The sequence below is a fragment of the Pseudideonella sakaiensis genome (assembly GCF_048320135.1).
GTDB lineage: Bacteria > Pseudomonadota > Gammaproteobacteria > Burkholderiales > Burkholderiaceae_C > Ideonella_A > Ideonella_A sakaiensis_A.
Genome location: NZ_CP182947.1, coordinates 2,602,455 through 2,621,634 on the forward strand (window position 1 = coordinate 2,602,455; position 19,180 = coordinate 2,621,634).

Sequence of the window (19,180 nt, forward strand, 5' to 3'; positions counted from 1 at the left end):
ACATGAACCTCAGCAGCATCCGATCCGCCGAAGCAAGCCACGCCATCGGCCGCCCGACAGTCGACGACGCGACACCGACCAGCCATGAACATGTCGGCTTCGAACTCGGCTGGGACCACGCCCGGCACAAGCTCGAGCCACCGGCGCCGTATGACCAGCAGCACTCGTCGCTGCGCAACGGCCTGCTCGCCGGCCGCGCCGCGATGGGCGGGCGCTCGCTGCCGGCCACACCGGCGGTACGCAAATGGCTGCAGCTGCGGCTGCATGCCTGGCTACGCGGGCGCAGCTTCGAGCTGCTGCAGGTCACGCCGCGTTATCTGCAGCAGATCGATGCCCGGTTCTGCCCGGTCACGCGGATCGAACTCGACGAAACGGTCTCGGCAATCGACCGGGTGCGCAACGACGCCGGATATGCCGCCGGCAATCTGGCGGTGATCAGCGCACAGGCAAATCGGGCGAAAGGCGCACACGGCTTTGCCGATGCGATGCGCTGCGTGCGCCAGCTCGAGGACCGTCCGCTGCTCGAGATCGGCGGGCTCGGCGCGGCCGCGTGGCGGCGCATCGCGATCCTGTGCAGTTTCGTCGAGCCGATGCCGCATGCCGATGCATGTACCCTGCCGCTGCTGGTGCTGCCGCCACGCCGGCTGCACCTGTTGAACCCGGTGCAGGCGCTGCAGGCGATGATCAGCTGCCAGCTGCTGCAACCGGGCTGGTCGAAACGCAGCCGCAGCTTCGAGGCACTGCTGCACGGCCAGGCGCAGCGGCGCGCCTACCAGGCGTTTTTCCACGCTTACTTGCCCCGGGTGCTCGAAGCGGTGCCGCCGGCGGTGCGACAGGCACGCGGCGAACACGATCTGCAGCAGCTGCGCTGGGCGATCGAGGATGCCTGGAACCATCCGCCGGTGCTTCGCCACTGGACGGCATTTGCGCGTCTGCTCGATGCGGCCGGCTGCGAGCGGCTGATCGAGCGCTTCGATGCGCTGCGGCTCGGCCCGTTGCGCAGCGCCAGCTTCAGCGATGCGCAGGCGACCGAAGGCTGGAACCTCGAGTCGCGCGGCTATGTGCCGCATGCCGAACTGCGCCGGCGCAGCCCGCCGCGGCGCATGTCGGCGGCGATCCGCCAGAGCTGCCTGCCGCTTTGAAAGCGCGGCCGTCGTGCCGAGGCGGCGTCAGACCGGCACGACCAGTGGCCGCTCGGCCAGCCACTTGACGCCGGCATCGGCCGGCGCGCGGGCCAGGCGCAGCATGGCTGCTTCGCGCTCGTCGGCCGACATCTGCCGGAACAGGAAGTCACCGGCATTCGCCGGCTCGCCGTCGACGAACAGCTGCGAGGTGAATTCGCCAAAACTCGGATGACGCAGCCGGACGTGGATGTGCGGCGTGCGGCCCGGATATGGCGCCGGCTTGATCGTGCGGAAGCGGTAGCGGCCCTGCGCATCGGCAACGCTGCTGCCGAAGCCCTGGAAAGCCTCGTCGACACGCGCGCCGGCGCCGCGCGGGTGGCGATAGCTGCCGTGCACATCGCACTGCCAGATCTCGATCTCGGCGCGGTCGATGATGCGGCCCTGCCGATCAACCACCGTGCCGACCAGGTCGAGCCACTCGCCGGCCGCGCGGCCCGGGCCGGTGCCGACCCGCGTCAGATCGGCATCCCAGTCGAGCTGACGCGCCCGATATTCCGGCGATGGATAGAAGGGACCGGCGGTCATCGATGGCAGCCCGGCGGCGGCAAGCCAGCCGGGTACGGCCATCCCGGCAACACCGGTCGCCAGGCCGGTGATCAGCCGGCGGCGCTGCGCCAGCGGCTGGTTCGAGCGTGCTGAATCGTCGTGCATCGCGGACCTCCGATGGCGCTTCTTGCGGTCACTTGCGGCGCGCCTTCACCGCATCGCTCAACACCTGCAGCACGCCGGTCGAATCCTCCCAGGCGATGCAGGCGTCGGTGATGCTCTGACCATAGACGAGTTTGCCCGGATCGTCCTTGCCGGGGCTGAATTTCTGGGCGCCGCCGAGGATATGGCTCTCGACCATCACGCCGAAGATGCTGCGGCTGCCGCCGCTGATCTGCTCGGCGATGTCGCGGGCGACGTCGATCTGCCGCTGGTGCTGCTTGCTGCTGTTGGCGTGCGAGCAGTCGACCATCAGTTTCGACGGCAGCTTCGCGGCCTCGAGCTCCTTGCAGGCGGCCGCGACATCGGCCGCGCCGTAGTTCGGCGCCTTGCCGCCGCGCAGGATCAGGTGGCATTCCTTGTTGCCCTTGGTCTCGACGATCGCGACCTGGCCATTCTTGTGCACGCTGAGGAAGTGGTGCGGCCGCGCAGCCGCCTGGATCGCGTCGCTGGCAATCTTGATGTTGCCGTCGGTGCCGTTCTTGAAGCCGATCGGCGCACTGAGCCCCGACGACAGCTCGCGGTGCACCTGGCTTTCGGTCGTGCGCGCGCCGATCGCGCCCCACGAGATCAGGTCGCCGAGGTACTGCGGCGAAATCACGTCGAGAAATTCGCTACCCGCCGGCATGCCGAGCTGGTTGATCTCGAGCAGCAGCTGGCGGCCGATCCGCAGGCCTTCGTCGATGCGGTAGCTTTCGTCGAGGTAGGGATCGTTGATCAAGCCCTTCCAGCCGACCGTCGTGCGCGGCTTCTCGAAATAGACCCGCATCACGATCTCCAGCGTATCGGCATAGCGATCCCGCTGCACTTTCAGCCGCCGCGCATAGTCGATCGCCGCGGCCGGATCGTGGATCGAGCACGGGCCCATCACGACCAGCAGCCGATCGTCCTTGCCGGCAATGATCTGGCGGATATGTTTGCGGGTGCCGGCGACCAGCGTCTCGACCGAGGTGCCGCGGATCGGGAAGAAGCGGATCAGGTGTTCCGGCGGCGGCAGCGGCGTCACGTCGCGGATCCGTTCATCGTCGGTCTGGCTGGTTTTTTCCATGCTGGCATACCGGGGCTCCGCCAGGCTGGCATTTCGGTGCGGGGACATTGGTTTCTCTCCGGGATCGGGTTTCAGGGATGGGTCGGCAAACAACGGGCGAAAAAAAACCGCCGGGGGAGGCCCGGCGGTTTGGGGGATTTGGCGGCGCTTCAGGAACTCATGCGCTGGCCTCTCCTCCGCCGGGGCGGTGCGAGAACCAAAAATACGCAAAAAAGAAGTTCCGGGGCGACATCGCGGCGATGCTACCACGTCGGCTGGTGTTGCATCCAAGTTGCCTGCCAGACCTGGTGTGGGACCATTTGTGGGAGGGGCTTCAGCCCCGATTCCGGTCGGTGGCATGTTTGAGATCGGGGCTGAAGCCCGCCCTGCAGCGTGCTGAGATCAGGACGGCCGCTGGTAACCGCCTTCGACACCGTTCTTGCTCAGCACCCACTGCCACAACTGCAGGTCGCGGGCGCGGAAGGCGCCGGCGCACGACAGCAGGTAATAACGCCACATCCGGTAGAAACGCTCGCCGAGGCTGGTTTCGAACTGCGGCCACGAAGCCTCGAAATTGGCATGCCAGGCCATCAGCGTCGGGTCATAGTCGGCGCCGAAATTGTGCAGGTCCTCGACGACGAACAGCCGCTCGCAGGCACGGCCGATGCCGGCGATCGTCGGCAGCTGCCCGTTCGGGAAGATGTATTTGTCGACCCACGGATCGCAGCCGTGGGCATGCTCGTTGCGGCCGATCGTGTGCAGCAGAAACAGGCCGTCGTCGCGCAGCACGCGGTGCACCAGCTCCATGTAGGTTCGGTAGTTGCGTTCGCCGACATGTTCGAACATGCCGAGGCTGACCACCGCATCGAACTGCCCTTCGACACGCCGGTAGTCCTGCAGCCGGAATTCGACGGGCAGCCCCTTGCACAGCTCACGGCCGAGCGCGGTCTGCCGTTCCGACACCGTGACGCCGACACAGCTGACGCCGTAACGCTCGGCGGCAAATTTCATCAGGCTGCCCCAGCCGCAGCCGATATCGAGCACGCGCATGCCGCGGCGCAGCTGCAGCTTGCGGCAGACGAGGTCGAGCTTGTTTTCCTGCGCCTCGTCGAGCGTCTTTGCGCCCTTCCAGTAGCCGCAGGTATAGGTCATGCGCTTGTCGAGCATCGCGCGGTAGAAATCGTTGCCGAGGTCGTAGTGGTGTTGCCCGACCTGCCAGGCACGCCGCTCGGTCTGCCGGTTCAGCCAGCGGGCGCGCAGCACCTGCCACGACAGCCAGCCGGGTTTGACGTGGTCCTCGATGCGGGCCCGCAGCAGCCGCTCGAAAAACTGATCCAGCCGTTCGGCGGTCCACTGGCCGTCCATGTAGGCCTCGCCGAGGCCGACGCTTTGCTTGGCCAGCACCCGCTCGGGGACGCCTGGCTTGAGCAACCGGATGTCCCAGGGCCTGTCGCCCTGCACCCGGATATCCGCTTTCGCCAGCAAGCCTTCCATCCAATGCCAGGCGCGTGCTGGAGAAAATCCCGTTCCCTGGTCGGAAATATGAGTCGAGTGAGTGGCCATCACCGTTCCCGTTTTTTCGGATCACGAACACCGGCGCATCCGGCCACCGCCTCGCAGCGGGTTCGGCTGGTCGCGCCGGCTCAATCCTAGCAAGCGAGACGCCCGCGCGCAGCCCGGACCATGATGCATCCTTGATCAAGAGACCCGCGCTGCGCACCCGAGTTCCGCGGCCATTCGCCGCGCAGCAACGCGTTACGCAGTACCGCGACGCCCGCGGCTGCGTCGACGCCTGCTCAGGCGGTGCCGCCGACCGTCAGCCGGTCGATGCGCAGCGTCGGCTGGCCGACGCCGACCGGCACGCTCTGGCCTTCCTTGCCGCAGGTGCCGACACCGGTATCGAGTTTCATGTCGTTGCCGATTGCGCTGACGCGGGTCAAGGCATCGGGGCCGTTGCCGATCAGCGTCGCGCCCTTTACCGGATACTGGATCTTGCCGTTCTCGACCCAGAAGGCCTCGCTCGCCGAGAAGACGAATTTGCCGCTGGTGATGTCGACCTGGCCGCCGCCAAAATTGGTTGCATAAATCCCGCGCTTCAGGCCGGCGACGATTTCCTCGGCGGTCGTGCTGCCGCCGAGCATGTAGGTATTGGTCATCCGTGGCATCGGCACCGCGGCATAACTTTCGCGGCGGCCGTTGCCGGTCGGCTTGACCTTCATCAGCCGCGCATTCATCGAATCCTGGATATAGGCCTTCAGGATGCCGTCCTCGATCAGCACGTTGCGCTGGCTCGGGTTGCCTTCGTCGTCGACATTCAGCGAGCCGCGGCGGTCCGGAATCGTGCCGTCGTCGAGCACCGTGACGCCCTTCGCGGCGACGCGCTGGCCGATCCGGCCGGCAAATGCGCTCGAACCCTTGCGGTTGAAGTCGCCTTCCAGGCCGTGGCCGATTGCCTCGTGCAGCAGGATGCCGGGCCAGCCGGCGCCGAGCACGACACTCATCTCGCCAGCCGGCGCCGGGCGCGAATCGAGATTCGTCAGCGCCGCGCGCACCGCGTCGCCGACATATTGCTCGATCACCGGATCCTGGAAATAACCGAGGCCGAAACGGCCGCCGCCGCCGCCGCTGCCGCTTTCGCGACGCACCTCGCCGTCAATCGTCTGTTCGGCGATCACCGTCACCGACAGCCGCACCAGCGGCCGCACATCGGCAGCGATCGTGCCGTCGGCCCGGGCGATCAGCACGACGTCGTATTCACCGGCGACGCTGGCCATCACCTGCTTGATGCGCGGATCCTTCGCGCGGGCAAGTTTTTCGACCTTCTCGAGCAGCGCGACCTTCTGGCTGCTGTCGAGTGTGGCGATCGGGTCCATCGGCGCATACAGCTGGTGGCTGCGCGCCATCTTCTGTTTCGAGCCGCCGACCTTGACGCGGCGGCTCTGGCCGGCCGCGGCAATCGTCCGCACTGTCTGTGCCGCATCCATCAGCGCCGCTTCGGAGATGTCGTCCGAATAGGCGAAGGCGGTTTTCTCGCCAGCCACCGCACGCACCCCGACACCCTGGTCGATGCCGAAGCTGCCGCTTTTCACGATGCCTTCTTCCAGGCTCCAGCCCTCGCTGCGCGTGTACTGGAAATAGAGGTCGGCATCGTCGATGCGGTGCTGCGAGATCGTCGCCAGCGCCTTGGCCAGACTGGCCTCGCTGAGGCCGAATGGGTCGAGCAGCAGCGAGCGGGCAATGGCGAGGCGTTCGATGGTGGGTTCGCGGGCGATCATGCGGACCATTGTAGGAGCCGGACCATCGCCTTGTGCACGGCGGGATACACCGAGAAACGCCGCTTCAGCCAGCCGCCTTTTTCAGTGCCAGCGCCTGCTCGTACAAGGCATTGCGCGGCGCCCCGCTCAGTTCGGCACCGAGCGCCACCGCCTGTTTCAGCGGCAGTTCACGCATCAGCACACGCAGCAGACGCTCGTTCGCCGCGGCATCGGCGGCGACCGCCTGCGGCGCGCCATGCACGACGACGACAAATTCGCCGCGTTGCCGGTTCGCATCGGCAGACAACCAGCCGGGAAGTTCGGCGGCGGCCATTGTCGCGATCGTCTCGAACTGCTTCGTCAGCTCGCGGCACAGGGTGACGCGGCGCTGCGGCGCCAGCGCGGCGAGCGCATCGGCCAGCGCAACGATGCGGTGCGGCGCCTCGAACAGCACCTGCGTCGCCGTGGCATCCAGCGCCGCCTGCAACACGCTCTGCCGCTCGCCGGCGCGCGTCGGCAGGAATCCGACGAACCGGAAGCCGCTGCCGGCGGCATCGCCGGCGACGCTGACGGCAGCCAGCACGCTGCTCGCGCCCGGTATCGGCAAGGTCTGGTAACCGGCCGCCTGCACCGCGGCAACCAGCAGCGCACCCGGATCGCTGACCGCCGGCGTGCCGGCATCGCTGACATAGGCGATGCGCTGGCCCTGTGCAAGGCGCTGCAGCACACCCTGCGCGGCACCGGCCTCGTTGTGCTGATGCAGCGCAAGCAGCGGCTTGTCGATGCCGAGTTGCTGCAGCAGCACCGCGCTGTGGCGGGTATCTTCACAGGCCACCGCATCGACCAGCGACAACACATGGATCGCGCGCAATGTCAGATCGGCGAGGTTGCCGATCGGCGTTGCCACCAGATACAGCGCGGCGGCCGGAAAATGCTGGTGGCCGGCGGCCGCGGCGGCGGCCTGGAGCAGCAGGGGGGCGTTGGTTTTGGTCACGAAGAAGCAATTGGGCGACGAGGCGGAGGCAAGGGCCTTGCGGCATCTGCTCGACCATGGCCTCGTGCTCGAGCAGGCCAATTATCGGGTCGCCGGTGGCCCGTTCTCGCGCGGCGGCGAAATCGACCTGGTGATGCGCGAGCGCGATGGCACGCTGGTCTTCGTCGAGGTGCGCGCGCGAGCCGATGCCGCCCATGGCGGCGCCGCGGCCAGCATCGGCAGCGCGAAGCGGCGCCGCCTCGTCTACGCCGCGCAGTGTTATCTGATGCGGCTCGCCACGCCGCCGCCGTGCCGCTTCGATGTCGTGGTGTTCGACGGCGAACGTGTCGAGTGGTTGCGCGGCGCGTTCGATGCTGGGCCATGAAGGCAAGGTCACGGCCGGGCTGCGTCAACCTGGCCGTCAGGGCGTGATCAGCGCATACCGGGCCGAGAAGTTGGCCGACTCACCGCTGATCTTCAGCGTGGCTGGCTTGTCGCGCGCATAGTCGCATCGCGTGCAGGGATCGGCGACATAGGTGCCGGAAACCCCGTTGTCACCGGCCCGGCCATGCAACCGCCAGTCGAAGGTCGCGAGGTAGTAGAACGTTGACTCGAACATTCCCCTGTAACGGGCCGCGAGAGCAACGATGAAATCGACCTCGAGCGTCGCTACCGATGGCGTCGCGATGACCTGGCCATCCTGCGTCAGCTCGCGCGGATAGGTGAAGCTCGGCAGGTCGGTCGCGGTGATCGTCTGCCTGCCGTCTGCACCGTTGCGCGTCAACGTGACCGGCTTCTTGAAGAATGGAATGAAACCCTCAGTGAATTCGTCGGCCTGCTGCGAGCCGTCCAAGCACGGGATCGACGCCAGTGTCTCCTGCCATATGTCGCCGTTGCTGTAGACAGTGCACTTCGTCTGGCTGACGACGGTCTGGATGAAACCGATCTCGATCTTGTCGCGTTCGGCCGAATCGCTGCACTCCACGTAGACATCCGACGAATAGGTGATGCGCGCGTCGTCGGGTCCGAATGTGAAGGTTTTAACCGGATCCTCGATCTTTGCGAATTCCTTCCCGTAGGCCAGCACCTGATGCGGTATATCGTCGAGTTGCTGCAGCTTGCACTTCGGCTCGGCCGGGATCTCCGCCGCAATCGGGGTCGCAACGATGGTCGCGATCGTCTGCGACATATCGTCTCTGATCGCGACGCGAATCTCTGAACCGGGCATGGCGATATCCGTTGCAGCGCTGAGGCGGCTGCGCGTCGCCGTGACAGCAGCCGACAACTCGTTGTAGCTCGCCTGGGCGTGCAATGCAAGCCTCGCCGGCGGTGGCCGCGTCATCTCCGGTGCAGTGCGACGATGCGCTCGCGCGCCGCCATCGTCGTCCGGTAGCCGATAGCGATGCTGTGCTCGCGGTAGTCGCGGGAGGTGCCTGCGTAATAACCGGTGTCCGGATGCAGCAGCAGATCGGCGAGTTCGGCATCCGGCCGGGTCAGCGCGCGTTTGCGCAGATCGCCGGCGCGCCACTTTTCGGTGCCGGCCGGCGCCCGGTCCTCGTAGGCCGAGGCGTCGACCGCCAGTACCTTGCCGGCACCGAACTGCCGCGCCAGGCGCACCGGCAGCGGCATCACCAGATCGGCATCGGCATAACGCTGGCCACGGATGTGGACCGGGACAAACCGGCCGACGATCGCACCGGCGGCCTGCACCGCGAGCCCGGCACGGCCGTGGTTGAAGCCGACCACCTCGCCGTCGGCGAGCCGCTGTGCGGCACAGACGGCCGGCAGCGGCAGCCGCTCGAGCAGCGGTTGGCCGACGCGTTCGCGAAGACAGTGGTCGACCAGATCGGCCAGCGGCTCGCCGCTGAACCATTGATCGCCGCCAATCGCCAGGCCAGCCAGCTCCCACGGTTGCAGGTCGAGGGCCAGCGTTTCCAGTTCGGCAATCGGCATCCCGCTGGCATACATCACCGCGACAAGTGCGCCGACCGACGCGCCGACGATCAGGTCCGGCTTCAGCTGCATCTCGGCCAGCGCCTTGACGACGCCGACGTGGACAAAACCGCGCGGTCCGCCCGAACTGAGCACCCAGGCCAGCGCCGGCGGCGGCTGCAGCGGCGCGCTGCGCGGCGCGTCGGCGCCGGAATGGTCGGCATCGGGATTGAATGTGCAGCCGCTCAGCCAGCCGGTGGCCGCGGCGGCGAGCAGTCGGCGGCGGGACAGTGCCGGCGCCGCGGCGCCGTCGGCCTCGCCCGCCGTGACGTCGGCCATCAGCTCCCTTTCGCCGCCCGCGCCTGCCTGACCAGTTCCGCCAGTTCGCCGCCGCTCTTGTAATGCGGCACGCGCCAGACCAGCCGTTTGCTGCGCTGCCAGAAACTGTGGCTGCCCTGCACCTCGTCGGCCCAGTATTTGTCGGCCAGCGCGATGTTGCCGGGTACGTCGAGCAGGAAGGCATCGCGCGACGCAGCGCCGCCGAAGATGAACAGCCTACCGTCGCGGATCATCCAGGTGTCCGGGTCGCCGCCCCACGGGATTGCATAGACGATGCCGTCGGCGCAGAAGCCGCCGTATTGAGGCACGTATTTCATCGGCTCGGCGTCGAACATCGCCTTGTGCCGCGCATTCGCGAAGCGGAAGGTCACACCTTCGTGAACGCTCTGGAATTCGGCCGAGCCGAGCGCATGGCGGCCCTCGGTGAAATACGCGACCACATCATGGCCGAACAACATCAGCCGCGCATCGTCGACCTTTACCGCATTGACCGGCTGCAGGGCTGACGACGGGTTCTGCGCCTGCATCGCCGAGCAGCCACCGAGCGCAACAACAGCCGACAACAGCAGGACGCGGCCAACGCGCGCGGGCGAACGGAATCTATTCATCATGATGTTCCTGGGACAACCGCGACGGACATGTCGCAGTCAAGGTGAGCGGTGGGATCCGGGGCGAGTTGATCGGCATACGGCGCAGTCCAGCCGAGCACCGCACTCGCCCGCAGTGTGCGCTCGCGCAGGTCGGCTTCGTCGCGGCCACCGAGGTGGACGATGCCCATCCGGTAACTGCCCAGCCATTTGAAGTCACGCGCCAGCGAATGGCCGGACTTCGGGTAGGTGAACAGCAGGCCATCCGGAAAGTCCGCGCTGAACTGCGCGCGCTGCCGTGCGGAAGGCATCGGCGCGGCGGCGCCCGGTGAAAACACGCGGTAGACCTGGCTCGCGGCGATCGCTGCGGTCGACACGCTGCGCGGCAGCGCGGCCGGGTCGTTGCCAAGCGCCATCGCGACCGACATCGCATGCGCATCGACACCGAGCACCCGCTGGTAGAGGTCCGCAAATTGCGAGGCCAGCCGAGGGTTGAATTCGATCACCGTCAGCCGGTCGGTCGCCGGGTCATGGAAAAACTCCATGTTGAAGAAGCCGTGCCGGTAGCCGATGGCTTCCAGAAAGCGGCGCGCGATGTCGAGGGCGCGTTGCTGCACCGCATCGGGCAGCCGGCTCGGAAACTCCCAGCGCATGAAGGCCTGCGTCCCCGGGTACATGATCGCGGCGACGACGCCGAGCGCATGGGTGCGGCCACCGAATACCCAGCCGTCGAGATTGAACTGCGCGGTGTGATGGGGGACCGGTTGCTCGAGCATCATCCGGTGTGCGCTGCCGGCTTGTGGCAGCCGGGCCCGCGCAATGCGCTCGAACGGCTCGACGAGGCGGCGGATCACCCACAGCTCACGGGCGCCGAAACGGGTGTGCGCAAACAATTCGTCGCGGTTGCGCACGCTGCGTGCGAGCACTGAAAACGCCGCCTTCACCGGTTTGACGAATTGCGGATAACTCAGCCCATCGGGCAGCGGGCCGCCATATTCGGCATCGAGTTCGGCAAATGGCAGATTGGCTTCGGGCGCCACTTGCTGCAGCACCCGGCGCGCATGGACCTTGTGCTGCGCGGCGAGCACCGACTCGGGTGTCGCGCCGGGCAGGCCGAGCCGCTCGGCAACGAGCGCGGCCGCCAGCGTGCCGAATTGCTCGTTGTGCGACACCACACCCTGCCAGCCGCGGCGTTTCCCCTTCGCCGCCTGCCTGGCGGCAAAACGCTCGAGGTCGAAGCCGATCAGCCGGGCATTGCTCGGGAACGAAAACAGATCGAATCCGGCGTGGTCGAACGAGGCCTGCCGGCGCAGCCGGTCGAAGCCGGCAACGTCCCAGTCATAGCCGAACAGCAGGCCCAAGCGGGGCAACGGGTGCGTCATCTCGTGCGGCGCCAGACGGCGCGGGTGATCGGGGGCAGCAGCGCCAGTGCGGCCAGCGCCGCCAGCAGCCCGGGGCTGAACAGGTCGCCGACGCTGCTCGCGCCGGCCAGCGCCGTGCCGGCATAGACATAGGCTGCGCTGCCGGCAGCCATGCCGAGCAGGCTGACGACAAAGAAGCGGTGTGTCGGCATCGCCGACAGGCCGAGCAGCGGATTAAGCAGGCCGAACGGAATCACCGGCGCGACGCGCAGAAAAAACAGGTAGTACGCGCCGTCGCGCGCGAGGCCCGCCTCGATGCCGGCCAGCCGATCGCCCCAGCGCTCACGCACGGCATCGCGCCACAGATGGCGGGCGGCCAGAAAGGCCAGCGTCGCGCCGACCGTCGAGCCGATCAGCACGATCAGCGTGCCTGCGGTGAAGCCGTACAACATGCCAGCGGCCAGCGCGACCAGGCTGCAGCCGGGCAGCGCGAATGCACACAGCAGCGTCATCAGTGCAAACAGACAGCAGCCGAGTTGCCAGGGCCCGGCCGCATGCAGCGCCCGCAATTCAGCCTGGCGGGCAGCGAGCCAGTCGACACCCGGCCAGCCCGACCAGCCAACGGCAAGCAGCCCGGCCAGCACCAGGATCGCCAGCGCCCAGCCGGCGATCCTGCGGATCGAGCGGCCTGTTGTTCGTGCCTCGGACGCGCAGGCCGGCGCAGCGGAAATCCCGGGATGTGCGGGGCGCCGAGCAAAAACTTCCTGGGATCGAGAGGCGTCTGGCATGGGAAGGGGCTTGGTCGGCGCAAGTGCTGGATTCTTACGCAGGACAAGTCGAACCGGATGCAGCAGCCACGCCCTGCTGCCCGACCGATGCCGTGTTGTGGATCGAGCGCTACAGATCGCGCGCGTTGCCAGCCAGCCGGTCGAGCATGAACAGCCAGTAAGGCGCGACGCAGCCGAGGTGGCTCGACGGCTGCGCGCCGCAGTCGATCAACGCGACCTGCGGGGCCGCGCGCGCCTGCATCGCATTCAGCGCCGACAGCGCGGCGGCATAGGGTACGGTCTCGTCGTCGCGGCCGTGGAACATCCACAGCGGTGCTTGCGGTCGCCAGTCGTGCACATTGCAGTCGCGCTCGATCGCCGCACGGTCGTCGGCCAGGAAATGGTCGATGAAGGTCGACTGGAAGCTGACGTCGGCGTCTTCCGGGATCAGTTCGCGCAACAGCGCCCGGCGCACCTCATTGCGCAATGACGACCCGAGGTTGCGCAGCAGGCCCGGGCTGACCAGCGCGGCCAGCACCGGATTGTCGCGGCGCACGCGACGCAGCAATTCATCGAGCGTGACGCCGACGTCGTAGGGGCCGGCGCCGGCAATGTTCATCACCAGCGCATCCGGGTCCGGACCCTGGCGCGCCTGCAGCTCGCGGTGCGCGGCCATCGTTGCATAGCCGCCTTCGGAATAGCCGAGCAGGAACAACTGACCATTGTCGGCAATGTGGTTCTGGCTGCGCCAGCTGCGCGCGGCGGTCAGCAGGTCGAGCACCGCGGCCGCAGTCGGCTTGGCCAGCAGATAGGGATGCTCCTCGCCCTGCGAATCGCCGTAACCGACATAGTCAGCGGCGACGACGACAAATCCCATCGACGCCAGCAGCACCGGCACCGTGCCGGCGCTGGCATCGACGCTCGGCGCCTCGGCGTTGTAGAAGATCGTCCCGTGCTGGTAGCTGATCACCGGGCTGGCCACGACGGGCGGTTTGTCAGGCACGCTGAGCAGACCCGACGCCGTCAGCTCGCGGCCGAAACCGTCGATCGTCCGGTAGCTCAGGCGGTAGTTGGTCACCGCATGCACCACCTTCGGCGGCGGCAGGTCGTCCTCCGAAGCTTCGGCGGCCAGCGCAATTTCGGCGGCCGTGAAGCGGTTCAAGCGGGTCGACGCGACCAGTCGGCCCGGGCCGGTGATCTCCGCCACCGGTGGTGAAGGGGCCGGTGCAGGTGCCGGTGCCGGTGCGGGTGCGGGTGCGGGTGCGGGTGCGGGTGCGGGTGCGGGTGCGGGTGCGGGTGCGGGTGCGGGTGCCGGTGCAGGTGCGGGTGCAGGTGCGGGCGCCGGAGCAGGGCCAGGCGCTGGAGCAGGTGCCGGGGCAGGCGCCGGAGCTGGTGCTGCTGCGGGCGGGGACTCGAGGGTCGCGGCCGTCAGCTGCGCGGTGTCACCCCCGCTGCCATCGCCGCCGCAACCAAGCAACAGCGAGACCAGCGTCATCGCCGAGCCGATGCGGGCGAGCCTGCGGTCTGTTGCCGCGCGTTCCGGACAAATCACGCAAACAGTTTAGTTCGCGTGTCGATGATGACCAAATCCAGCGGCCGTCGCGCCGAACGAAAACGGGTGCGAGGCCGCTCAGTCGTCGCCATCCGGCGCCCGCGCCGGCAGCGTCACGACAAACGTCGTTCCCTCGCTTGCCGATGAGGCCACGGTGACCTTGCCCGCATGGGCGCGGGCAATCTCGCGCACGATGAACAAGCCGAGTCCGACGCTTTGCGGCGAGGCGCCGCCACTGCCACTGCCGCGGGTCATGGCATCAAACAGCGTCGGCAGCTGTTCGGCAGGAATCGGTTTGCCGGTGTTGTGCACCAGCAGTTCACACAGGTCGCCATCGCCTCCGGACGTCACCGTCACCGGGGCAAAGGCATCTCCGTAATTGAGGGCATTGGTGACCAGATTGCCGACCAGCTGCGCCAACCGGTCCGCATCGGCCTTGCAGCGACCGCTGCCGCTGGTCCGGTGGTCGACCGTGCGATTCGGGTGGGCCAGCCGCAATTCGTCGACTGCCGCTGCCACCACCTGGTGCAAGTCGATTTCCGTTGCATAGATGCGCAGGCCATTGCCGATCCGCGCCCGGGTCAGGTCAAGCAGATCCTGGATCAACCGGTTGCTGCGCGTCACCGCGCGGCCGATCGCATCGGCAGCCCGGCGCTGCGCCCTGCCGAGCTCGCCGGCGCCGAGCAGCGTGGCGCTGGTCTGGATCGCCATCAGCGGATTGCGCAGGTCATGGCTGACGATGCCGATCATCTGCTCGGCAAAGGCGGCGCGGTCCTCGGCGACCGCGCGCTGTCGTTCCAGTTCCTGCTGCGCCGCGCTCAGCTGGCGCTGAGCCTCGCGTTCGCTGGCAAGAAGGGCTTCGGCGCGCTTGCGCGCGGCGATGAATTCGCGCTCGTAGCGATGCCGGTCCTCGGCGATGAACATCGCGATCTCGTGACGGATCGTCGGCGCGGTACCGCGCCGCACCGCATTCATGATCGCCGGCATCGCATGGCCGTCGCGGTGGATCAGCTCGAACTTCACTTCGGCGATGCTGCCCTGGATCTGCAGCAGCGGCGCCCAGTGGGTCTGGTGGAAGATGCGCCCGCCCATCGTCAGCAGATCCTGCAGCTTGCGCTGGCCGACCAGCTGCTCGGGACGGTAGTCGAGCCAGTGGCAAAGCGTTGCGTTGACGCGGCTGATGCGACCGTCGTCGTCGGTCACCATCAATCCACAGGCGGCGTGCTCGTAGAGTGCTTCGTACCCCGATTCGGTCGAGCCGTCCGCCATCACAGTCAGGTGTCGAGCGCGGCGATGAACTCGACCATCGCATCCGCGCAGGCGCCCGGCGAGCTGAGGTGCGGGCAGTGGCCGACGTTCTGGATCAGCCGCAGCGTGCCGTTCGGCAACTCGCGCTGCAGATATTCACCAACCGAGACCGGCGCGATCAAGTCATCGTGGCATTGCAAGATCAGCGTCGGCGCGGCCAGTTTCGGCACGTCGGCGCGGTTGTCGGACAGAAAGGTCACGCGGGCGAAGTGGGTCGCGATTTCCGGATCGGTGCGGCAAAAGCTGTTGGTCAGCTCGACCGCGAGTTCAGGCTGCTGCGTCGAGCCCATGATCGCCGGCGCCATGTTGCTGGCCCAGCCGAGGTAGTTGCCTTCCATCGTCTCGAGCAGCGATTCGATGTCGGCGCGCGAAAAGCCGCCGACATAGTCACCGTCGTTGATATAGCAAGGCGAAGGGCCGACCATCACATGTGCATCGATCCGCTCCGGCGACTTGATGCCGGCCAGCAGGCCGATCATCGCGCTGACCGAATGGCCGACGAAGATCACCGGTTTGTCGGCGGAGGTGGCGTCGATCACCTCGAGCACATCGTCGGCATAACCCTGCAACGAGCTGTATTTGTCGAAATCGTAGGCCGCCAGATCCGATTTGCCACTGCCGACGAGGTCGAACAGGACGACCCGGTGGCTTTCGGCAAACGACGGTGCAATCAGCCGCCACATGTTCTGGTCGCAGCCGAAACCATGGGCGAAGACCATCGTATCCGGCCCGTCCCCGATCACCCGCACATTGTTGCGCTGCAACACGCTCATCTTTCCGCCCTCTGAACCCTTTGCCCGATGGTCTCACATGTCGGCGGGTCGGCCGCTGATGGCGGTGGTGCCGGGGTGGCGATTTCAGCCCCTGCGCCGGCCGGGGCCACGGCATCGCGGGCTTCAATAGGTCATCAGCAGCTTGGCCGAAAATTGCGCCGGCTGGTCCGGCCAGTGGTCGTAGACGGTGAAGACATCGAGGTCGGGACGGGCGCGCCAGACATAGGTCAGGCGGTACGGGTTGCCGTAGTAGGCGTGGATGTAGCGGCCTGCAATGGTGTGCCGCGGGGTCAGGTCCCAGGTGCCGTTGAGCACGCTCTGCCGGAACGTGCCGAAGCTCTCCAGCCGTTCCGAACTGAGGCTGATCGATGTGCTGACCGTCGGCTTGGCCCAGCCATACGCGGTGGTATAGCGATAGTCACCGCCGCCTTGCTGCCCCGTCGCGTGGGTGGCGCCGTAACCGAATCGGCTGCTGCGGGTATTGAAATCCGCGCTCAGCTGCACATAGTGGTCGTCGAACACCCGTGCGCTCCAGCGCGCGGGCGCCGTGCCGACCGGGCGGTACGGGCCGCTCGAATAGGCGACGCCGAGACGGGTCTCGATCGCGCGCAGCTCGATCGCGCCGTCGAGATACCACTTGCGGCGCTGCAGCCGGCCGTCGCCGGTCTCGCGCTCGCCGAGGCTCAGGTTGGCGCTGACCTCGCGCAGTGCGCCCTCCGGCCGATCGCGGAAGTAGCTGACATAGGCATTGGCACCGCGGGTGTCCGGCAGGTCGCGCGCCAGCAGACCATTGGCGGGAAAGAACTCCGCGCTGTAGCGGTCGACACTGGCGCCGAGCGACCAGAAACCGCGCCCCCAGCCACCGCTGCCGCGCAGAAAGCTGCCGTCGCCCGGGGCAGGTGCGGTGCGGCTCGCCGCCGCCTCGAACGAATAACTGAGGCCTGACGGTTGGCGCCCTGAGCCGCGCAGCATATACAGCTGATTGCGCAGCTGCGGCCGATCGGTGCTGACCAGCAGCGCAGACAGCCGGTGCGTCGGGTCGAACTGCTGCTGCAACTGGCCGACCAGGTCTGTGCGCTGGCCTGCGGCCCGGGTCACCAGCGCGCCATACTGCAGCCCGTCGCCCGCCCGCCCGAATGCCTTTGCGCCGACTTCGAAATCGGGTAGGCGGTTCGAATAGAAATAGGGGCTGGTCGCCGATGGCTTGCCGCCGCCCTCGAGTTCGCCGAAGTAGGCCGCGCCTTCCTGGAAAAACGGCCGCCGGTCGGCGCGGAATTTCTCGTTGTAATTGAAATCGACGCTGTCGACCGCGCGTTCGATCTGGCTGAAATCCGGCAGCACCGAAATGACGGCCGTCAGATCCGGCCGTGGCTCGTAGCGGATATCGACGCCTGCAGTCACCAGCGATTCGCGGACCTTGCCGGAGCGGTCGGGAATGTTGCGGCCGACGACCACATGAGGCAGCAGCGTCCACGGCTTGTCCTTGGCGCCACCAGCCGGCCGCAGCCCGGTCAGCCGGCCCATCTCCTCGGGCAGCCAGCGCACCGTGATATCGGCCCAGCGGCTCCACTGCGCGGTGCGGTGGTGGTAGCGGAGAAAATTGATGCCGATCGTTTCGGTGCCTGCGGAGATATTCAGGATCTCGAACGGGATCGCCAACTCGGCCGACCAGCCGTATTCGGTGATCGTCACCGCGGCCTTCCAGTCGCCTTTCCAGGCCACCTGACGCGCCCGGCCGGCAGCGAATGAATCCGATTGCGTGCCGTGGGCATTGACCCGGAAGGTGGAAATCTCGCGGCGGTTGAGAAAAGGGTCCAGTTCGACCGCGACCTGGTCATCAAAGCCCAACCCGGCGTCGCGGCGCGTCTGCAACGCCTCGATCGCCCAAGGCTTGCTGTCGTGAACCCTGAAGCCGAGATACAGATGCGAGCTGTCCGCGGTGACCAGCACCTCGGTCTGCTCAGCCGGCCAGCGCTGCTGGTCCGAGATCCAGAAACGGTCTGCGAGCGCCGCCTGACGCCAGACGCTGTCGTCGAGGATGCCGTCGATGACGGGACGGGCGGGGGCCGGCGGGACGCTGAGGAGGCGCTGGTGGCCGGGCGGGGGGCGGGAGGCGGTGGGGTGAGGGGGTTGAGCCAATGCGCGTGGCGACAAGAGGAGGCTGACTGCGACGTTGATCAGCAGGACGACCACCGCTGATGATGCGCGCGCCCGGCCGCGTTGCCGCTGCCGCAAATCACTTTCGGCATGCCGTGCCCGCCCGCGGGAATGATGATGCGGATTCATTCCGCCTCGGCTTGAGGATTGGATCCGCCAGTGGCAGAGCCAACCAGCCGGCCGGGGTTCCCTCCGACAATGCCGCCGGGCGGAACCTCGAAGTCGACGACCGCGGCAGCACCGATGATCGCGCCATCACCGATTCTGGCCCCCCGCAGAACAATGGCCCCAGCACCGATCCAGACGTCGTGGCCGATCTCGATGTCGGGCTCCTGCCCAGCCTCGTCCGGACTGGCGCCGCCCGGCAAGTCGAACGGCGTGGCGCCAATCACCACTTCATGGGCGATGAAGCAGAAGTCGCCGATGTGAACCCGCCCGTTACCAGTGATGATGGCGCCGACCAGTGTGCAATGGTCGCCGATGGACACCTCTCCGTTCGGACCGATCTCGAAGAAGGATCCGTCGTAGACGCCGCAGCCTTTGCCGATGCGAACACCCGGTTTGCACAGGCTGCGAAAGTGCAGAAATGCGAACGCGCTGTAGAGCCAGCTGCCGTCCCCGATCTCGACATTGGCGGGAAGCGGTGTTGGATACCAGTCGTGCGGCAGCGCGATCGAGGCAGTCATCGTCCGGGAGCCTCGATCAATCGCCCCGGGTTGCCGGCCACGATGGCCCCCGGCGGGATGTCCCGGGTGACGACCGTACCCGCCATCACGCGGGCGCCGCGTCCGATCCGTGCGCCTTTCAGGATCAGCGCACCAATGCCGATCCATACATCGTCTTCGATGACGACGGGGGCCGTTTCGATTCTTGGCCGCAGCGACAGATCGCCCCCCGGCGCATTGGCGAGCGCGTCGAGTCGGCGGGCCTGCGGGTCCAGTGGGTGGAAGTCGCTGTCTGCAATCGTGACGTGATAGGACACCACGACACGCTCGCCGATCGAAATTCGTTGGGCACACATGAATACCGGGCCGACCAGCAATGAATCATTGCCTATCGATACGGTGCCGGCCGGCTCGATGTTGAACTCTGCCCACGTATAGGCACGTACCCTGTCACCGATATCGAGCCCGATCGACTGGGTGCTCCGGTAGCGGACAAAGCTGGCTTTTCTCTCCAGGAAGCAATCGCTTCCCAAACGCACGTTGCCAGGCAACGTCGTGTAGTCCCAGGTGCCGGTGATCTCGCGAATGTCCGTCAT

Annotated in this window: 18 protein-coding genes; 2 read left to right on the forward strand and 16 right to left on the reverse strand. The window is 67.0% G+C overall.

The genetic code is table 11. From position 1 onward, the window contains the following. Positions 1 to 2: 2 nt before the first annotated feature. Positions 3 to 1,142: a hypothetical protein gene (locus tag ACNH6H_RS11740; RefSeq protein ID WP_418317866.1), complete on the forward strand. Its 1,140-nt coding sequence runs from the start codon at positions 3 to 5 to the stop codon at positions 1,140 to 1,142. Between the two features lie 27 nt (positions 1,143 to 1,169). On the opposite strand, the gene ACNH6H_RS11745 is transcribed toward ACNH6H_RS11740, so the two are convergent. The 5 genes from ACNH6H_RS11745 to rsmI form a co-directional block, all read right to left on the reverse strand. Then, positions 1,170 to 1,835 carry an intradiol ring-cleavage dioxygenase gene (locus ACNH6H_RS11745; protein ID WP_418317867.1) on the reverse strand — a complete coding sequence of 222 codons (666 nt, stop codon included), beginning with the start codon at positions 1,833 to 1,835 and terminating at the stop codon, positions 1,170 to 1,172. Between the two features lie 28 nt (positions 1,836 to 1,863). After that, positions 1,864 to 2,985 carry a 3-deoxy-7-phosphoheptulonate synthase gene (locus ACNH6H_RS11750; protein ID WP_418317869.1) on the reverse strand — a complete coding sequence of 374 codons (1,122 nt, stop codon included), beginning with the start codon at positions 2,983 to 2,985 and terminating at the stop codon, positions 1,864 to 1,866. A gap of 333 nt (positions 2,986 to 3,318) precedes the next feature. Then, on the reverse strand, positions 3,319 to 4,479 hold the full coding sequence (cfa, locus tag ACNH6H_RS11755) for a cyclopropane fatty acyl phospholipid synthase (protein WP_418317870.1): 1,161 nt from the start codon (positions 4,477 to 4,479) through the stop codon (positions 3,319 to 3,321). Between the two features lie 233 nt (positions 4,480 to 4,712). After that, entirely contained in the window at positions 4,713 to 6,191 is a 1,479-nt protein-coding gene (gene tldD, locus ACNH6H_RS11760) for a metalloprotease TldD (protein ID WP_418317871.1), read from the reverse strand. A 64-nt stretch (positions 6,192 to 6,255) separates the two neighbouring features. Next, positions 6,256 to 7,164 carry a 16S rRNA (cytidine(1402)-2'-O)-methyltransferase gene (gene rsmI / locus ACNH6H_RS11765; RefSeq protein ID WP_418317873.1) on the reverse strand — a complete coding sequence of 303 codons (909 nt, stop codon included), beginning with the start codon at positions 7,162 to 7,164 and terminating at the stop codon, positions 6,256 to 6,258. On the opposite strand from rsmI, the gene ACNH6H_RS11770 reads away from it, so the two are divergent. Beyond that, on the forward strand, positions 7,157 to 7,528 hold the full coding sequence (locus ACNH6H_RS11770) for a YraN family protein (protein ID WP_418321290.1): 372 nt from the start codon (positions 7,157 to 7,159) through the stop codon (positions 7,526 to 7,528). The two genes, rsmI and ACNH6H_RS11770, sit on opposite strands and share 8 nt — an antisense overlap. A gap of 36 nt (positions 7,529 to 7,564) precedes the next feature. Here the strand turns inward: ACNH6H_RS11770 and ACNH6H_RS11775 are convergent, their stop codons facing one another. The 11 genes from ACNH6H_RS11775 to ACNH6H_RS11825 form a co-directional block, all read right to left on the reverse strand. Next, the gene (locus tag ACNH6H_RS11775; protein WP_418317875.1) at positions 7,565 to 8,332 is read right to left on the reverse strand and encodes a hypothetical protein; all 768 of its coding nucleotides are present in this window, start codon (positions 8,330 to 8,332) and stop codon (positions 7,565 to 7,567) included. A 149-nt stretch (positions 8,333 to 8,481) separates the two neighbouring features. Beyond that, entirely contained in the window at positions 8,482 to 9,414 is a 933-nt protein-coding gene (locus ACNH6H_RS11780; RefSeq protein WP_418317876.1) for a patatin-like phospholipase family protein, read from the reverse strand. Beyond that, complete coding sequence (locus ACNH6H_RS11785; protein ID WP_418317877.1) at positions 9,414 to 10,022, reverse strand: YHS domain-containing (seleno)protein; 609 nt, start codon at positions 10,020 to 10,022, stop codon at positions 9,414 to 9,416. Before ACNH6H_RS11785 ends, ACNH6H_RS11780 begins: the two co-directional genes overlap by 1 nt. Beyond that, the gene (locus tag ACNH6H_RS11790; RefSeq protein WP_418317879.1) at positions 10,022 to 11,371 is read right to left on the reverse strand and encodes an ATP-grasp domain-containing protein; all 1,350 of its coding nucleotides are present in this window, start codon (positions 11,369 to 11,371) and stop codon (positions 10,022 to 10,024) included. The genes ACNH6H_RS11785 and ACNH6H_RS11790 overlap by 1 nt, the downstream gene beginning before the upstream one ends. Before the next feature lie 8 nt (positions 11,372 to 11,379). Next, the gene (locus ACNH6H_RS11795) at positions 11,380 to 12,150 is read right to left on the reverse strand and encodes a TVP38/TMEM64 family protein (protein WP_418317880.1); all 771 of its coding nucleotides are present in this window, start codon (positions 12,148 to 12,150) and stop codon (positions 11,380 to 11,382) included. Positions 12,151 to 12,259: 109 nt separating this feature from the next. Continuing rightward, positions 12,260 to 13,336: an alpha/beta hydrolase family protein gene (locus ACNH6H_RS11800; protein WP_418317882.1), complete on the reverse strand. Its 1,077-nt coding sequence runs from the start codon at positions 13,334 to 13,336 to the stop codon at positions 12,260 to 12,262. A gap of 423 nt (positions 13,337 to 13,759) precedes the next feature. Then, positions 13,760 to 14,950, reverse strand: coding sequence for an ATP-binding protein (locus ACNH6H_RS11805; protein ID WP_418317884.1), 1,191 nt, complete (start codon positions 14,948 to 14,950; stop codon positions 13,760 to 13,762). Positions 14,951 to 14,955: 5 nt separating this feature from the next. Beyond that, entirely contained in the window at positions 14,956 to 15,762 is an 807-nt protein-coding gene (locus tag ACNH6H_RS11810) for an alpha/beta fold hydrolase (protein WP_418317885.1), read from the reverse strand. 123 nt (positions 15,763 to 15,885) lie between these two features. Next, positions 15,886 to 17,901: a carbohydrate binding family 9 domain-containing protein gene (locus ACNH6H_RS11815; RefSeq protein WP_418317887.1), complete on the reverse strand. Its 2,016-nt coding sequence runs from the start codon at positions 17,899 to 17,901 to the stop codon at positions 15,886 to 15,888. Between the two features lie 143 nt (positions 17,902 to 18,044). Further along, the gene (locus tag ACNH6H_RS11820; protein WP_418317889.1) at positions 18,045 to 18,605 is read right to left on the reverse strand and encodes an acyltransferase; all 561 of its coding nucleotides are present in this window, start codon (positions 18,603 to 18,605) and stop codon (positions 18,045 to 18,047) included. Then, complete coding sequence (locus tag ACNH6H_RS11825; RefSeq protein WP_418317890.1) at positions 18,602 to 19,180, reverse strand: acyltransferase; 579 nt, start codon at positions 19,178 to 19,180, stop codon at positions 18,602 to 18,604. Before ACNH6H_RS11825 ends, ACNH6H_RS11820 begins: the two co-directional genes overlap by 4 nt.

Excerpts from the sequence above, each read along its gene's own strand:
- ACNH6H_RS11740 (WP_418317866.1), top strand. The coding sequence starts at position 3 with ATGAACCTCAGCAGCATCCGATCCGCCGAAGCAAGCCACGCCATCGGC.
- ACNH6H_RS11825 (WP_418317890.1), bottom strand. The coding sequence starts at position 19,180 with ATGACGGACATTCGCGAGATCACCGGCACCTGGGACTACACGACGTTG.
- ACNH6H_RS11795 (WP_418317880.1), bottom strand. The coding sequence starts at position 12,150 with ATGCCAGACGCCTCTCGATCCCAGGAAGTTTTTGCTCGGCGCCCCGCA.
- ACNH6H_RS11810 (WP_418317885.1), bottom strand. The coding sequence starts at position 15,762 with ATGAGCGTGTTGCAGCGCAACAATGTGCGGGTGATCGGGGACGGGCCG.
- ACNH6H_RS11780 (WP_418317876.1), bottom strand. The coding sequence starts at position 9,414 with ATGGCCGACGTCACGGCGGGCGAGGCCGACGGCGCCGCGGCGCCGGCA.
- ACNH6H_RS11820 (WP_418317889.1), bottom strand. The coding sequence starts at position 18,605 with ATGACTGCCTCGATCGCGCTGCCGCACGACTGGTATCCAACACCGCTT.
- ACNH6H_RS11750 (WP_418317869.1), bottom strand. The coding sequence starts at position 2,985 with ATGTCCCCGCACCGAAATGCCAGCCTGGCGGAGCCCCGGTATGCCAGC.
- ACNH6H_RS11775 (WP_418317875.1), bottom strand. The coding sequence starts at position 8,332 with ATGTCGCAGACGATCGCGACCATCGTTGCGACCCCGATTGCGGCGGAG.
- tldD (WP_418317871.1), bottom strand. The coding sequence starts at position 6,191 with ATGATCGCCCGCGAACCCACCATCGAACGCCTCGCCATTGCCCGCTCG.
- ACNH6H_RS11785 (WP_418317877.1), bottom strand. The coding sequence starts at position 10,022 with ATGAATAGATTCCGTTCGCCCGCGCGCGTTGGCCGCGTCCTGCTGTTG.
- cfa (WP_418317870.1), bottom strand. The coding sequence starts at position 4,479 with ATGGCCACTCACTCGACTCATATTTCCGACCAGGGAACGGGATTTTCT.
- ACNH6H_RS11745 (WP_418317867.1), bottom strand. The coding sequence starts at position 1,835 with ATGCACGACGATTCAGCACGCTCGAACCAGCCGCTGGCGCAGCGCCGC.
- ACNH6H_RS11805 (WP_418317884.1), bottom strand. The coding sequence starts at position 14,950 with ATGGCGGACGGCTCGACCGAATCGGGGTACGAAGCACTCTACGAGCAC.